This is a genomic window from Aureibacillus halotolerans (assembly GCF_004363045.1).
Classification (GTDB): Bacteria; Bacillota; Bacilli; order Bacillales; family DSM-28697; genus Aureibacillus; species Aureibacillus halotolerans.
On record NZ_SNYJ01000030.1, the window covers coordinates 1 to 14,819 of the forward strand.

At 43.9% G+C, this 14,819-nt stretch carries 10 protein-coding genes, 16 tRNA genes, 1 rRNA gene and 1 pseudogene; 26 read left to right on the forward strand and 2 right to left on the reverse strand.

Annotated features, from left to right (window positions below):
- From rrf to EV213_RS19965, 17 genes are all read left to right on the forward strand, one after another.
- Window positions 1-94: ribosomal RNA gene (gene rrf, locus EV213_RS19885) — 5S ribosomal RNA — on the forward strand; the annotation flags it as partial.
- Window positions 95-101: 7 nt separating this feature from the next.
- Window positions 102-176 (forward strand) — tRNA-Asn (locus EV213_RS19890).
- Window position 177: 1 nt separating this feature from the next.
- Window positions 178-269: transfer RNA gene (locus tag EV213_RS19895), tRNA-Ser, on the forward strand.
- Window positions 270-297: 28 nt separating this feature from the next.
- Window positions 298-372 (forward strand) — tRNA-Glu (locus tag EV213_RS19900).
- A gap of 23 nt (window positions 373-395) precedes the next feature.
- Window positions 396-471 (forward strand) — tRNA-Val (locus tag EV213_RS19905).
- Between the two features lie 8 nt (window positions 472-479).
- A tRNA-Met gene (locus EV213_RS19910) sits at window positions 480-556 on the forward strand.
- 65 nt (window positions 557-621) lie between these two features.
- Window positions 622-697, forward strand: a tRNA-Asp gene (locus tag EV213_RS19915).
- Window positions 698-700: 3 nt separating this feature from the next.
- Window positions 701-776, forward strand: a tRNA-Phe gene (locus EV213_RS19920).
- Between the two features lie 13 nt (window positions 777-789).
- Window positions 790-865 (forward strand) — tRNA-Thr (locus EV213_RS19925).
- 11 nt (window positions 866-876) lie between these two features.
- A tRNA-Tyr gene (locus EV213_RS19930) sits at window positions 877-961 on the forward strand.
- Between the two features lie 23 nt (window positions 962-984).
- Window positions 985-1,058: transfer RNA gene (locus EV213_RS19935), tRNA-Trp, on the forward strand.
- A gap of 16 nt (window positions 1,059-1,074) precedes the next feature.
- Window positions 1,075-1,147, forward strand: a tRNA-His gene (locus EV213_RS19940).
- Window positions 1,148-1,157: 10 nt separating this feature from the next.
- A tRNA-Gln gene (locus tag EV213_RS19945) sits at window positions 1,158-1,232 on the forward strand.
- A gap of 1 nt (window position 1,233) precedes the next feature.
- Window positions 1,234-1,308, forward strand: a tRNA-Gly gene (locus EV213_RS19950).
- A 6-nt stretch (window positions 1,309-1,314) separates the two neighbouring features.
- A tRNA-Cys gene (locus EV213_RS19955) sits at window positions 1,315-1,388 on the forward strand.
- 15 nt (window positions 1,389-1,403) lie between these two features.
- Window positions 1,404-1,485: transfer RNA gene (locus EV213_RS19960), tRNA-Leu, on the forward strand.
- 102 nt (window positions 1,486-1,587) lie between these two features.
- Window positions 1,588-1,676 (forward strand) — tRNA-Leu (locus EV213_RS19965).
- A 641-nt stretch (window positions 1,677-2,317) separates the two neighbouring features.
- Here the strand turns inward: EV213_RS19965 and EV213_RS19970 are convergent.
- Window positions 2,318-2,761: pseudogene (locus EV213_RS19970) on the reverse strand (NAD(P)H oxidoreductase); the annotation flags it as partial.
- A 208-nt stretch (window positions 2,762-2,969) separates the two neighbouring features.
- Window positions 2,970-3,116 carry an NAD(P)H-dependent oxidoreductase gene (locus EV213_RS19975; RefSeq protein ID WP_424923087.1) on the reverse strand — a complete coding sequence of 49 codons (147 nt, stop codon included), beginning with the start codon at window positions 3,114-3,116 and terminating at the stop codon, window positions 2,970-2,972.
- Window positions 3,117-3,317: 201 nt separating this feature from the next.
- On the opposite strand from EV213_RS19975, the gene EV213_RS19980 reads away from it, so the two are divergent.
- The 9 genes from EV213_RS19980 (at window position 3,318) to EV213_RS20020 (ending at window position 14,807) form a co-directional block, all read left to right on the forward strand.
- Entirely contained in the window at window positions 3,318-3,644 is a 327-nt protein-coding gene (locus tag EV213_RS19980; RefSeq protein WP_133582329.1) for a winged helix-turn-helix transcriptional regulator, read from the forward strand.
- Window positions 3,645-4,056: 412 nt separating this feature from the next.
- On the forward strand, window positions 4,057-4,755 hold the full coding sequence (locus EV213_RS19985) for a phosphotransferase enzyme family protein (RefSeq protein ID WP_166639436.1): 699 nt from the start codon (window positions 4,057-4,059) through the stop codon (window positions 4,753-4,755).
- Window positions 4,756-5,133: 378 nt separating this feature from the next.
- Window positions 5,134-5,568, forward strand: coding sequence for a GNAT family N-acetyltransferase (locus EV213_RS19990; RefSeq protein ID WP_133582331.1), 435 nt, complete (start codon window positions 5,134-5,136; stop codon window positions 5,566-5,568).
- A 222-nt stretch (window positions 5,569-5,790) separates the two neighbouring features.
- Window positions 5,791-6,807, forward strand: coding sequence for a phosphotransferase enzyme family protein (locus tag EV213_RS19995; RefSeq protein ID WP_133582332.1), 1,017 nt, complete (start codon window positions 5,791-5,793; stop codon window positions 6,805-6,807).
- A gap of 345 nt (window positions 6,808-7,152) precedes the next feature.
- On the forward strand, window positions 7,153-8,400 hold the full coding sequence (locus tag EV213_RS20000) for an MFS transporter (protein ID WP_133582333.1): 1,248 nt from the start codon (window positions 7,153-7,155) through the stop codon (window positions 8,398-8,400).
- 293 nt (window positions 8,401-8,693) lie between these two features.
- Window positions 8,694-10,415 carry a sensor histidine kinase gene (locus EV213_RS20005; protein WP_133582334.1) on the forward strand — a complete coding sequence of 574 codons (1,722 nt, stop codon included), beginning with the start codon at window positions 8,694-8,696 and terminating at the stop codon, window positions 10,413-10,415.
- Window positions 10,412-11,791 (forward strand): response regulator transcription factor, encoded by a 1,380-nt coding sequence (locus EV213_RS20010; RefSeq protein WP_133582335.1) that lies wholly within the window; start codon window positions 10,412-10,414, stop codon window positions 11,789-11,791. The genes EV213_RS20005 and EV213_RS20010 overlap by 4 nt, the downstream gene beginning before the upstream one ends.
- 161 nt (window positions 11,792-11,952) lie before the next feature.
- Entirely contained in the window at window positions 11,953-13,656 is a 1,704-nt protein-coding gene (locus EV213_RS20015) for an extracellular solute-binding protein (RefSeq protein ID WP_243740307.1), read from the forward strand.
- Window positions 13,657-13,916: 260 nt separating this feature from the next.
- A complete protein-coding gene (locus tag EV213_RS20020; protein ID WP_133582336.1) occupies window positions 13,917-14,807 on the forward strand; it encodes an ABC transporter permease in 891 nt (296 codons plus the stop codon).
- The last annotated feature ends 12 nt before the right edge of the window (window positions 14,808-14,819 follow it).

A 14,819-nucleotide genomic window follows, 5' to 3' on the forward strand; every position in this document is an offset into this window, starting at 1 on the left:
GAGGTCACACCCGTTCCCATGCCGAACACGGAAGTTAAGCTCTTCAGCGCCGATGGTAGTTGGGTTTCCCTGTGAGAGTAGGACGCTGCCGGGCATATCGTTCCACAGTAGCTCAGTGGTAGAGCTATCGGCTGTTAACCGATCGGTCGCAGGTTCGAATCCTGCCTGTGGAGCCAAGGAGAGCTGTCCGAGTGGTCGAAGGAGCACGATTGGAAATCGTGTAGGCGGCTAACGCTGTCTCGAGGGTTCGAATCCCTCGCTCTCCGCCATAGCTCTTGAAGATATACATACCTTTTAGGCCCGTTGGTCAAGCGGTTAAGACACCGCCCTTTCACGGCGGTAACACGGGTTCGAATCCCGTACGGGTCACCATTAAAATCAAACATAGCAGTTCCGGAGGATTAGCTCAGCTGGGAGAGCACCTGCCTTACAAGCAGGGGGTCGGCGGTTCGATCCCGTCATCCTCCACCATTCATTGTCGCGGGGTGGAGCAGTCTGGTAGCTCGTCGGGCTCATAACCCGAAGGTCGAAGGTTCAAATCCTTCCCCCGCAACCAAAATAATTGACGCACCTACGTCGTGATTATTTCTACGACAAGTCAATAAATCTTTTATTCCAAATGGTCCCGTGGTGTAGCGGTTAACATGCCTGCCTGTCACGCAGGAGATCGCCGGTTCGATCCCGGTCGGGACCGCCATTTGGCTCGATAGCTCAGTCGGTAGAGCAAAGGACTGAAAATCCTTGTGTCGGCGGTTCGATTCCGTCTCGAGCCACCATTTTTTGTTGTGTGCCGGTCTAGCTCAATTGGTAGAGCAACTGACTTGTAATCAGTAGGTTGGGGGTTCAAGTCCTCTGGCCGGCACCAGTGTCTTTTGTGGAGGGGTAGCGAAGTGGCTAAACGCGGCGGACTGTAAATCCGCTCCCTCCGGGTTCGGCGGTTCGAATCCGCCCCCCTCCACCATTTTTTATCACACATTTACCTGTAGGGGCATAGTTTAACGGTAGAACAGAGGTCTCCAAAACCTCCGGTGTGGGTTCGATTCCTACTGCCCCTGCCAATATAGTTTTATCGTGGCGATTGTGGCGAAGTGGTTAACGCACCGGATTGTGGCTCCGGCATTCGTGGGTTCAATTCCCATCAGTCGCCCTTTTTGTTTTGGGCTATAGCCAAGCGGTAAGGCAACGGACTTTGACTCCGTCACTCGTTGGTTCGAATCCAGCTAGCCCAGCCATGCGGAAGTAGTTCAGTGGTAGAACATCACCTTGCCAAGGTGGGGGTCGCGGGTTCGAATCCCGTCTTCCGCTCCATCCATTGGCGGTATAGCCAAGTGGTAAGGCAGAGGTCTGCAAAACCTTTACCCCCGGTTCAAATCCGGGTACCGCCTCCAAACGTTTTACATCATGCCGGTGTGGCGGAATTGGCAGACGCGCACGACTCAAAATCGTGTTCTTTCGGGAGTGCCGGTTCGACCCCGGCCACCGGTATCACTAGACAGCTATGCCAAAGCTGTCAAAAAAGGGTTCCCTTAATTATAGGGGGCCCTTTTTTATTTATATATTGTCGATGTCCTAGAAGATTACTTTAGTGTCGGTGTGGCGGAATTGGCAGGCGCGCACGACTCAAAATCGTGTTCTTCCGAGTGTACGTACCGGTCCGACCTCGGTCACCGATACCAAAATTCAAGGAATAAAGCCCGAAAAATCAAGGTTTTTCATCTATGAGAAGCCTTTTTTTGTTGGATTAATGGGGACTTATCTACACAAAAAGAAATCTGGGAATCGTATTGTCATCGATATCCATCCTCCAATGAGTCTGCCCACTTAACTCATAATCACAAGACACGAGTGGCGGATGACCGACTCTCAGAAACCTCCATTGGGATATTAATACGAAAAGCCTTGAGGCATGTGTTCAAAGCCTCGAGGTTTTTTGCTAAAAAGGCTTTTGAGACAACCAAAGCTCGGGACGCTGTTCCCTATGAAAAAATTTATAAAGCCATCACCCAACTCATGCAGACATGGGATCTATTATCAACAAAACTGAAAAATAGATGGAGGCTTTAAATGGATGGTTCTTTGAAATAGCGCATGGAGTATGAGCTGTCCAAAATCAAAAAGTAGAGGAAAAATCATTGAAGAAGTTTGAAACGTGAGGAAATTGCGAAATACTTTCTCAGGTTTCTGTCTGCTTAAAGGATCACTATTCCTGATCCCTTTGTTTGAGTCTGTCCTGGGCTGGCGCCTCTCAAGGTTGCAGCTCGAAGGTGGTTACAGCACTTGCTAGGACAGACTCTTGGGAAATTAAACGACTTAACGCTTACTGATCCTTGCCATAGTTCAGACCTAATTGATACGCTTGATTTAGCAGCATGTCGTAATGACTAGGATTCGACTCCAACGTCTCATATAGGAATTCAACTTTGGAATTGGAAATCCCGCAATAATCGGCAATTCCTACATTCAGTAGCTGCGTCATCGCTTCATCATAATGGCGCTTTTTCATCTGTGTTTTCGACTCACCAGCTAACCCAATCCACAAGGCATGATGATGGTGAAGATGGTTTGCTCCATAGGCAAATCCATTATTTAATACACGGTCAACGTACCCCTTTAGCATTGCCGGTAAATGCCACCACCAAATAGGAAAAATAAATGCCAGCGCATCATGCTCCTTCAGTCGTTTCATTTCCGCTTGTACTGCAGGTGAAAAGGACTGATACTCTGCTGACATATCTGGTTCGTCTCCTCCATTTAAAACAGGTGTGTTAGGCAATGTAGAAATGCATAACATTGCAATTGGACCTACATAGTAATGCAACTTGACACGGAGCCTCTATGGGCGTGCACTAAACGCCAAGAAGCCAAGCGCCATAAGGCTTTGGCTTTGCCAAAAAGGCTAGCACGCCCAACTCTCCGTGTAAAGTTGCAACGAAATATTGGCTTGCAAAGTTATGCACTATTGTTTTGCACTACACAACAGGATCAAATCCAATTTCGTGCAAATCCAAAATCCCATTATCGTGCCCCGCTTCGGTAAGACCTTGTGCGAAACGATTGGCCACTTCAAAGGTCAAGGAATCTTTTCTTGGATGTGAAACGACGCTTAATACTTTCATATCTGTACTTCACTACCTTTCTTAATTAGCCATGGTCAATGCCTGGTGCTATTATAAGATGGATGATAAAAATGCGGAAGTACGCACTTTTAAGTTCTATAGGGAGATAGTAGTGCCATAGGAACTTGAAAGTGCCTTAGTAGATACACTTAAAACGAACCGAGTTTCTATGATAAGAATACTTTTCATGGAGGATTGAAAATGACTGAACAGATAAAAAATAACACTCAAAAGAAGTATCGTGTTGGAGTGGAAGTTGCTTTAGAAGTGATGGGCGGAAAATGGAAGCCTTTGATAATCTACCATTTGATGTCGGGACGAAAACGAACGTCTGAGCTTCGCCGACTAATGCCAGAGATCACTCAGAAAATGCTGACCACCCAGCTCAGATCATTGGAAAAGGATGAGATCGTTACACGTAAGGTGTTTAACGAGGTCCCTCCTAAAGTGGAGTATGACTTAACGGATTACGGTTGGGGGTTAAAACCTGCGCTTGATCTTCTATGCTATTGGGGCGAGGTGTGTTAGGCAATGTAGAAATGCATAACATTGCAATTGCTCCTACATAGTAATGCAACTTGACACGGAGCCTCTATGGGCATGCACTAAACGCCAAGAAGCCATGCGCCATAAGGCTTTGGCTTTGCCAAAAAGGCTAGCACGCCCAACTCTCCGTGTAAAGTTGCAACGAAATATCGGCTTGCAAAGTTATGCCCTATTGTTTTGCACTACACACGAGGAGCATCTGGAAAAGGTTCATGGAGATAAATCTAAGATGTTGGAAGAGTTTTAGGATGATAGTGAATAAATGTAAGCATTGAAAGTACTCTGAGGCATGTAGTCATGTCGCCTACTGTGATCACCAGGATTGGGAGTACTTTCATTATTTTTTTACTTTGAGCACCACGAAAGGAATGAACCTTAAAATAAACAATCTTTGTTGGCTAAATTTACGGATTTTGTCGTCTCTGAGGCGGCTTCTAGATATGGGGTTCAGCTTAAGGATCTCAATTTGCTTGGGTCTCACCAAAATGTGGTGTATGGATATTCACGTGAAGGACGTGAGTACATCTTAAGGATCACTCATAAGAGTCATCGTAGCCAGGAGCTCATCCAGGGAGAATTAGATTGGATTAGTTACCTCTCGATGAACGGTGTTTTAGTTTCTCGCCCCATTTGTTCAAACAACGGGTTACTGATTGAATCATTGATGAATGAGGATGAGGGCTTCTTTTTCGTTGCGTTTGAAAAGGCTTTAGGTGATCGATGGACGAATGCTATATTTCAAGATGAGGAATTTAAACGGCATGGTACAGTTGTTGCAAAAATGCACGCGTTATCAAAAAGTTACAAACCAGGTGGCTTGAAGACACGTCGGCTGCCCTGGAATAAGAGTGAGTATCTTACTGATTTTATTCAGAATGTTCCATCTTCACAACGGCGTGTGATCTCACATTTTAACGCATTGATGCGGAAATTAGAAGCATTGCCAAGGGATTCAGAGTCATTTGGACTTATACACGGTGACTTTTGCTACGGCAATTATTTCATTCAGGCGGACGGATCTGTGACTGTTTTTGATTTTGATGAATGCCAATATGGTTGGTTTGTGCAAGACATCGCTGTCAATCTGTTCTAGGGGATTGCGGTGCCATCTCCAGATAAAGATGTGGTTTCGTTCACGCGGAGATATCTTACTAGCTTTCTTGAATGCTATGATCAGGAGAATTCTTTAGATCGAAATTTATTAGAACAATTGCCAATTTTCCTTGAGTTGAGGCAAGCGGTGCTATATTCTTCGCTTTATAGAAATGGGAATATTGACTCCCTTGATGACTGGTCGAAAAATTTCCTGAAACGATCTCGTGTGAATATGGAGAATTCGATACCTTTAGTTGATTTGAAGAAGGTTGGTCTGTAAGGTCTTTCGGCTGGTATTGTCGAAGCGAAAAGGGAGGAAAGTGTACTAGTGAATAGGAAAGAACACATTTAAGTTTCATCTCATTGGAGGTTGCATATGGATATTGAAATTCGTGAAATTAAATCAAATGATTATTCTGAAGTAATTTCTTTATGGAAGAACGAAATCGGTGATCTCAATGTTAATGCTGGAAGTTTTTCCGAACGGTTCGACAAAATGAATAAAGATGAAAACTACAAAACATTTATCGCTCTTTATGAAGAGACAGTGGTAGGTTTTATTATGGTGGTTCAAACCATGGCATTGGAATATGAAATTGGCTACTTAAAAATTAATGGTCTTGCAGTACAAGAAAAATATCAAAAAAAAGGAATTGGAACTAAACTTCTTAAGCATGCGGAAGGATATGCTTCGGTAAGAGGGCTTTCTCGACTAATACTAAACTCTGGGTTCAAACGAACAGAAGCACATGATTTTTATGAGTCTAATGGTTTTGGTAAACTCTCCTATTGCTTTACTAAAAAAGTGTAACTCTCCATAAGTATAAGTGTAGTGGAGTTGATGTATCCTTTAGGCGTCAAAGAATCGTCTGTAAACCAACTATGAGAATTTCTTTTTGAGCGCTCATATTCTTCTCACCTTAATTTATATAAATCTTGATAAGGATTGCAATAAAAATGGAAACCCCTTACAATGGATAAAACAGAATAGACTGTATTTTACGCTAAATAAAATTATAAAATAGGTGAATCTATGAAATCCTTTTTTTACTTTGATTCAGATGAAACAAAAAAGAGCTTGCTCTTGAGGGCAAGAAAAGTTGCCCTTTGGTCCATTCAACAGTATGACATTGAATGGAATTGCCTTCGTTTCATTCAACTATCAGATACGATTACATACAAAATTGAAACTGACTCGGCAGAAAGTTATTTACTTCGTATTCATTCAGAAAGAGTAAACAAAGAAGAAATATTGTCTGAGCTTGTTTTTCTTCGCCAACTAGCAAAGGTGGATGACTTGAAAGTACCTGAAGGGATTCAATCTCGGAATGGCGATTATGTTTTGGAATGCGAAACAGAGGAGGGGTATCGAAAGCCATGCGTCTCAATGATGAGATGGGTTGAGGGGGATCATCGGACGGAGAATTTTACCGATCCTCATGTACATAGCATCGGTGTCATGATGGGAAGACTCCATAAAGCTTCCGTAGGTTTGACCACCCCTCCTGATTTTGTTCGACCTCATTGGGGAGGTTTTAGCTTCAGTCAAGAGGTGATGAAACTTGAACGCTATTATTCACGATTTTTATCGGAGCGGTCGTGGAATCTCTATCAAGAAGCAGTAAATAAGATCATTCAACAACTTGATAGCATGCAAAAAAATGATCAAAACTACGGTTTAATTCATGCGGATTTGCATTCCGGAAACATTGTTTTTAACAAAGAAACCCCATACCCAATTGATTTTGGAAGGTGTGGCTATGGATACTATCTATATGACCTTGCAGCTTCACTGTTAGAGCTAGAACCTAGACAGCGAGAGATCCTTATTCAAGGGTATGAAAGCGAAGTACGATTGGATAATGACTACGTTCGCACCTTGGAAATGTTTTTCATACAGTTCATAATTGAGAATTACTGTCATCATTCATCCGATCCTAGTGAAATTCCTAGTTTAATTAATGAACAAAAATATGCGTTGGCCTACATTAATGCGTTCATAAAAGATAAGCCATTCCTGTTTGAAGTGTTAGAACCTGTAGATGCCTAAATAACATACTATTGAACTAGCTCAAGGGGGGTCCCTAATCAATACGACAATAGCAACGATTCTAGCATCGTTTATGATGTTCGTATCAATCGTGTACTTACTCGTTTATTTGAAAAAGACGAAAAACAACACGCATCATCAGACTGGATATAGATATGCTTTTCTCATTATCCTTATATTGGTGGCTATTGCTTTTATCAATACGAGTATATAGGAATTAATTTTGGCTTTATTGCTTGTTCATCTTGTTCAACAATTTACTATTTTTGAGGGAATCACCCCTTCACGGGCAGAGTGATTTACCCGATACATAGACAAGTCACTTTTAGATAAGGGGGGGTCTTCATGTCAAACAGTGCTTTACTAAAGAAATGGAAACATCCGTCGATTTTGCTTTGTAGTATTGGGATTTCAAACGTTGGGGAATGGATCTACTTTATTGCCTTGAACTTAATGGTTTTAAGCATCACGGAATCCCCTCTAGCTGTAGGCGCGCTTTATATGATTAGACCTTTGGCCACGCTATTTACAAATTTATGGGCTGGCAGTCTAATCGATCGGTTGCAAAAGCGAAATCTCATGGTGTTCCTAGATGTATTCAGAGGTGGGCTGTTGGTCTTACTGCCCCTTTCTTCGTCCATTTGGTATATTTTCGCTGTCGTCTTTGTCTTTAGTATGGCGAGCTCTATTTTTCGTCCAACGGCTATGGTTTTTATTACAAAGCTTGTACCGGTGGCGCTTAGGCCGCGGTTCAATTCACTTCATAGTTTAATTAGTTCGGGCGCGTTTCTAATCGGCCCTGCAACGGCGGGTATCCTCTTTCTAATCGCCTCTCCGGAAGTGGCTATTTATATCAATGCGATTGCCTTAATTTTTTCAGGAATCATTACATTGCTTATTCCTAGTATGGAAGATGAGCGCGACCCACTTTCCGTAAACCATCGTATGTCTATGGAAGAACTAAATAAAGATTGGCATGTTGTCATTAAGTTTTATCGTGAGAATTTTTACGTCATGCTGATCTGTTTGTTGTTCGGCATCGTCATCATCGTCTTTGCATCGGCGGTTGATTCGCTTGAAGCGTCCTTTGCCACCTTGGTGCTACATTTATCAGAAGGCGAGTATGGGGTCTTGGTGAGTATCGCAGGAGCGGGCATTATCGTTGGTGCCATCATCAATACACTGGTTGTGACGAAGGTGAAAGTATCTGTCATGATCGGATTTGGCGCTGTTGGAACTTGTTTAGGGTATATGATTTATGCGTTTTCTCATTCATTTCTCCAAGCAGCTGTTGGGTTTTTTGTGTTGGCTTTTTTCCTTGCCTTTGCGAATACAGGATTTTCCACCTTTTATCAAAATAACATTTCGAGCGGTGTTATGGGGAGGGTGGGGAGCTTCAATGATTTCATACAGGCGGTACTCGTGATTGTGATGACAGCCATTGTCGCTGTCGCAGCGGAATACACCTCTATTCAGGTCGTTGTCATTGTTTCGGTTCTATTTATGGCCGCCCTCTCCTTGATGTTATGCTTGTGCATCTTTAAGCCTACAAAATCGAAATACTATGACATAGGGGCTGGAAATACGCTTTAATGAAGACCCATTGTTCCATGAAAAAGTGGCTCAACTTCACATAGTCGGGTCTTTTTTTTGTGTCATTTTCACGGTTCATTGAGAAAATACAGTCACCTTATGCTACTACACAATACCTAATTCAAAAAATCAACCTGCGGAATGTCTAGAGTTCCTTTTTGCAAATTCATCTTCATTCTCCAGGTAAGCTGTGATACGTTTACTATACAAAGAGGCGAATTAAAAAAGGTCGAAAGTGGTCGATATATCTTTTAAAAGCGGTAACATGTGATGGTGGACAAGGAGGCAGACGCATGAAAAAGTTTATTAACTTACGGTTTCCAAAGCATTATTCCCTGAAAAAACGGATTGTGCTACTGTTTGCTTTTGGAACACTGTTTCCGTTGCTTGTGACCACGGTGTTTGCTTATGAAACGATGTCGTCTTTGCTGACGAATAAAATGAATGGGTCGTACCGGGCAAATTTGCAGCAGACGATGCTATCACTGGAACATACGATGGTAAACTTGAACCACGTGTCCCAGCAACTGACGGCTCCGGGTAGCCTTGGCGTGAAACTCAATGCGTACTTGCTGGCGGAGAGCCCTTACGATCGTGGCAGGTTATACAAGGAGTTCAACAACGAATTTAATGTTGTTATTTTTAGCAACCCTGGTGTAGGGTTAACGATGTATTTTGTTGAGGAAGATGGCCAATACCTTTTCAACAATTACGGTGTGAAAGACACGTTTGATCCGCATGCTTTGCCGGTGTTGGCCAATCACCACAAAATTACAAATTTTGGGCCTCACAAAAGTATGCAGCGTTACAACGATCAGTTTGTGTTATCCACGATCCGGCCAGTAGATATTCCAGACAGGGAAGATGTGTATGTATATATGGAATCAGCGATGGACTTAACCAAGGACATTTTGAATGCAGGCGGCGATCAGGGCATTTCCTATTTGATGCTGGATTCGTTTGGAAGGGTCACGTACAGTGAAGGCGAAGCGTCTGGAGTCTATCCTTTAGGGACGTCGTTCGAGGAAGGGCAGGCAGGTGTCTTTGATGGCCACCATTGGTTTAAAGAAACATCGGAACAAGGCTGGAGTCTCGTCTCTTTTGTTCCGGATGGGAAGTACAATCAGGAAAAAGCCTCCTGGCTGTTAAATATGACTTACGTAGTCCTGTTTTTTATTCTCTTCAGTCTGCTTTTGGCCTGGCTGTTGTGGCTCATGGTATACCGTCCACTTCGCCGCTTTGACGCGGAAATTCGCTCGGTGAGTAACAAAGATCTGACGCCTCGTCCTGTAATGGCAAATGTCCCGGAATTTGACCAGTTGTTGCAACAGATGCAGCAAATGAAGCGCCAAGTTCTTTCCCTATTACAGCAAGTGGAGCATGAGGAGAAACAAAAAGCAAAACTGGAAGTGCAGAAGCTTATGTATCAGATTAATCCCCATTTTCTTATGAATACCCTCGATACAATTCGCTGGATGGCTTGGTTAAATGGTGAAAAAGAAATTGATCGAAATGTCCAGTCGCTCATTAAATTGTTGTCACACAATCTTGGCAAGCGAGGGGAATTGACTACACTGACTGATGAATTAATGTCGGTTACCAATTACCTAAAGCTTCAGCAGATAAGGTATGACGTCACATTTGAAGTATCAGATAACCTCACCTTATTTGAATTGCAACAAATGGTACCACGATTTATTTTGCAGCCGTTGGCAGAAAATGCGCTGTATCACGGAGTGCAGAATAAGGGACACATTACTATACATGCCATGCGCAAAGGGAATACGATTTCTGTGACCGTTGTGGATAAGGGGCAGGGCATTTCTAGGGAAAAGCAAGAGGAGCTCCTTTCCTCTCCGGCGACGCAAGGTATGGGCATTGGTATGCAGTATGTCCGTCGCGTCCTTGACCACCATTACGATGGAAACGCAAGGCTTGTCATTGAAAGCGAACTTGGGAAAGGAACGACGGTCACTTTATTTATACCAGTAGAACGCAGGGAGGAAATTTCATGATTCGTGTGTTAATTATTGAAGATGACAGGTTGGTGCGAAAGGGTCTAATCTCAGCTTTGCCTTGGGAAGAACACGATATGAAAGTTGTTGCAGAAGCAGGAAACGGGCAGCAGGGGCTGGATGTTTTGGAAGCGGAAACGATTGATCTCGTGATTACTGACATTTCAATGCCGGTAATGAACGGATTGGATATGATGGCGGAAATGCAAGATCGGCAACTCCAAGTCCCCGTCGTCTTGCTGACACTTCATGAAGAATTTTCTTATGTTCAGCGGGCATTGAGAATGGGTGCTATAGATTATATCTCCAAAACGGAAATCAATGAGGAAAGTTTTGCGGCGTTACTTCAACGGATCAACCAACGGTTACAGGAGCGACAGAGCCATGAGCTACCAGGAACAGCGAAGCGACGCCTCACCTCTTCCGAAGGGTGGGCGCTGTTGTGTCCGGATGGAACGTTTTCGGAATTAACCCCCTTGCTGAAAGAGACGGCCCCTTCTGCCACGGTGGATGGGGTATGGTTTTGGGAGCAGCAGTTAAGCTGGACGCAAGAGAGTGTCGTGGAGGAACTGAGGGCTGCTGCGATTAGCCGGAATGCTTTTGGACAGATCATCTATACGACGGATATTGCAAATTGGACGTTGGAAACAGCTACTTTAGATCTGAAAGAATACCGAGATGGCTTGGGATTTTATGAGATGGGTGAAGCGATTCCATTTGTTCACCGCTCGGAAGCGGATGTTTCGATTGTTGCTTCTCCTGGAAGAGCGGCGAAACATGTGCTGCAGCCGTTACGATCCATGGACTGGCTTCGTTTTGATCATACAATGGACCAGTTAAAACAGGCTTTGATGGAAAACGGCATCTCTACGGAGGTCCTGAAGCAGGAGATGTATGCCATAGTCAACGAATGGAACCGTTTGTATGGTGCGCTGCTGCCCAATCAGTTGACTTTGCCAAGCTATGACTGTTGGGAGTGCCTGGAAAAGTGGCTAAACTACATAAAAGAGATTTTTGAGCAGTCCGCTGGAAAGCCACAGCTCTCAGGTGAAGTACAGGCGTGCATCTATCAAGCCGTCCATTTGGTACATGAGCAGATTGGAGATGCGCTGCATGCGTCTGAGTTGGCAAAGCGGGTGAATATGAGCCGAAGCTATTTTTCCCAATGCTTTAAAGACATCACAGGGGAAACGTTTAATGAGTATGTCCGCCGTATCCGAATGGATCAGGCAAAAGTCTATTTGTGGCAAACGGAGAAGCCGGTGTCCTGGGTTGCTGGCGAAGTGGGGTATGCGGATCAGAAATATTTTAGCAGAGTGTTCCGTGAAACAACGGGTATGCTCCCAAGCGAATATCGAAGAAAGGGAGATAAATGACTGTTTGAAGGTGAGATAAATGTATTTTGGAAATGTGAATAAAAAGAATTTTCGCCATCCATCCCCCTAAAGAGTAGACATTCATCTCATCTGAATGCGCTTTCACTGGTATAAAGTAAAGGTGTCAAACAAGGTTCAGCCAAAAAAAGGGGGAGATACATTTGAAAACAACATTTAAAGGAGCCGCTCTTGCCGGGATGTGTCTATTGTTCATTGTTAGTGGGTGCTCTGGTGGAACAAATGAAAGCGCTTCAAACGAATCGCCTTCTGATAAAACAAGTCCTTCAGAACCCGCTGACCCATTCGGCGCATATGAGGAGCCTATTACTATTCGTATTGGTCAGGTAGTAGACCCAACCGATACAAGTCTGCCGGAAGGGGACACACCGCTGGATAATCAGTACACTAGAAGTGTAAAAGAGAATTTGAACATCGATGTAGAACATTACTTCACCGCAGCTCCAGCGAATTATGACCAAAAGGTAAGCCTGGCCATCGCCAGTAATGACTTGCCAGATGCGATGGTCGTCGGAGCAGTTGAAGTTAGACAAATGTATGAATCTGGCCAGTTAGAAGATTTAACGGAAGTGTACGAAAATTATGCTTCTCCTACGATCAAGCAAATTATTGATGGGACTGGGGAGATTGCTCTCGGAAGCGCGACATTTGATGGGAAACTAATGGCAATTCCTAACATTCAGGTGCAGGCGGATGGCGTTCATACCCTGTGGATTCGACAAGACTGGCTGGATAAGCTGGGACTGGAGCCTCCTCAGACAGTTGCAGCCTTAGAAGAAGTTGCCAGAGCTTTTGTAGAAGACGATCCGGATGGAAATGGTCAGGCGGACACCATTGGATTGTCGGGACCCGACACCAACGGACATTTGTACGCCACTTTCCTTCGATCGACCAATAATTCTTTTGGACTTGACGGCATCTTTTCAGCTTATGAGGCGTATCCCGGTTACTGGCTGGAAGATGACAACGGAGACACTGTCTACGGATCGATTCTTCCCGAAACAAAGGAAGCTTTGGCAAAGTTGCGTGACATGTATGCTAACGGATTGATTGATAAAGAGATGGCGGTAAGATCAGACGCAAGCGAACTCGTCGCAGGTGGAAAAAGCGGCATGTTCTTTGGACCATGGTGGATGGGGTACGGAGCAGTAGCGGATGCCATTAAGGATAATCCAGATGCCAACTGGCAAGCTTACGCACTACCTTTGAATGAGAATGGTGAGTATACCCCTCACTTAGGAACGCCAACAGGCACCTATCTTGTTGTTCGTAAAGGGTACGAACATCCAGAGGCGGCAATGAAAATTGTCAACAACTATTTGAAAGAGGAGCCAACGTTTGATGAGTCTAAAGGCGGTCTTGGCATGTATCCTTTAAGAATCATTTACTCACCATTGGATACAATCGAATATTCGCTTAAAGCCATCCGTGAGGTGCTGGCTGGCAATAAAACGCCAGAAGATTATGCAGGCGACGAGAAATATCCGCTCTTAGTGTCAGATCTGGAAACGGTGAAAATAGTCAAAAAAGAACCTTATGACGACATGGATATTGAACATTGGGACCCTGAGGCAGATATGGGCATTTGGTCACGAATCTATTCAATTATGGTAGGTGGAGCACCGCTCGCAGACACAGAATACACAGGTGTTTACAGCCAAATCTACTCGCAGACAAGCTTGATGCAACAACGTTGGGTGAATCTGCAAAAGATGGAAGATGAAACATTTTTGAAAATCATCATGGGCACAGAACCGCTGGATACATTTGATACATTCGTTGAAGATTGGAAAAGCCAGGGCGGCACACAAATTACCGAAGAAGTAGCTGAACTCGCCACACAGTAATCCCTTAGGTTTCAGAAGAAATTCTGGAGCAGATAACAATAGTGCAAGGTTAGACTACACTGAAAAAATGGAAGATGAAATGCTTCTGAAAAGTATTAAGGGCAAAAAGCCTGGATGACTTTAATGAATTTGTGACGGATTAAATAATCAAGTTAACTTACAAATTACGGAAGAAAGTTCAATGGCTATCGTGGATGAATACGAAGGTTCCGGATGTCACTCTGGAGCCTTCTTCCATTAGAAGGAGGGGGGAGAACCGCATGGTCAACAAAGGGTTTGCAAAACATTATTATCTTATGATGCTGCCTGGACTGATCTGGCTGTTTATGTTCAGTGTACTGCCAATGTTTGGTATTGTCATTGCTTTTCAGGATTACAATCCAGTGCAGGGTATGCTGGGGTCAAAGTTTGTCGGATTGGATACATTTGAATACATGTTCTCTCTGAACGACACGGCGTCGATTTTCTTTAATACCATTTTTATTGCTGTCATGAAGATTGTAGGCAATCTTATTATTCCCCTCATTTTCGCACTAATGCTGAATGAACTACGGCATATGTTCATCAAACGTTCGATCCAGACGATTGTCTACTTGCCGCATTTCCTGTCCTGGGTCATTCTTGGCGGTATTTTGCTCGATATTTTCTCATATCAGGGTCCGGTTAACCAATTGCTTAGTGCGTTTGGTTTTGATCCGGTGTTGTTCTTCGGACGGGCCGATCTATTTCCGTTTCTTGTAGTAGGAAGTGACATCTGGAAGGAATTCGGTTTTAATACGATTATCTATCTGGCTGCGTTAACAGGTATTAATACAGCACTTTACGAAGCCGCTGCCATTGACGGTGCTTCGAGGCAGCGCATGCTGTGGCACATTACGCTCCCAGGTATTCGGACAACGGTCATCCTTTTGGCGGTACTCGGATTAGGCAATGTCCTGAACGCGGGTTTTGACCAGATTTTCAACCTCTATAATCCACTCGTTTACTCAACAGGCGACATTATTGATACGTGGGTGTACCGAGCAGGGCTGTTAAACATGCAGTATGAACTTGCAACTGCCGTCGGTCTGCTCAAATCTGTGGCTGGTTTCATCCTCATCAGCTTGTCCTATTTCCTAGCCTATCGGTTTACCAACTATCGGATCTTTTAGAAAGGGGGAACA

Excerpts from the sequence above, each read along its gene's own strand:
- EV213_RS19975 (WP_424923087.1), bottom strand. The coding sequence starts at position 3,116 with ATGAAAGTATTAAGCGTCGTTTCACATCCAAGAAAAGATTCCTTGACC.
- EV213_RS19980 (WP_133582329.1), top strand. The coding sequence starts at position 3,318 with ATGACTGAACAGATAAAAAATAACACTCAAAAGAAGTATCGTGTTGGA.
- EV213_RS19990 (WP_133582331.1), top strand. The coding sequence starts at position 5,134 with ATGGATATTGAAATTCGTGAAATTAAATCAAATGATTATTCTGAAGTA.
- EV213_RS19995 (WP_133582332.1), top strand. The coding sequence starts at position 5,791 with ATGAAATCCTTTTTTTACTTTGATTCAGATGAAACAAAAAAGAGCTTG.
- EV213_RS20000 (WP_133582333.1), top strand. The coding sequence starts at position 7,153 with ATGTCAAACAGTGCTTTACTAAAGAAATGGAAACATCCGTCGATTTTG.
- EV213_RS20005 (WP_133582334.1), top strand. The coding sequence starts at position 8,694 with ATGAAAAAGTTTATTAACTTACGGTTTCCAAAGCATTATTCCCTGAAA.
- EV213_RS20010 (WP_133582335.1), top strand. The coding sequence starts at position 10,412 with ATGATTCGTGTGTTAATTATTGAAGATGACAGGTTGGTGCGAAAGGGT.
- EV213_RS20020 (WP_133582336.1), top strand. The coding sequence starts at position 13,917 with ATGGTCAACAAAGGGTTTGCAAAACATTATTATCTTATGATGCTGCCT.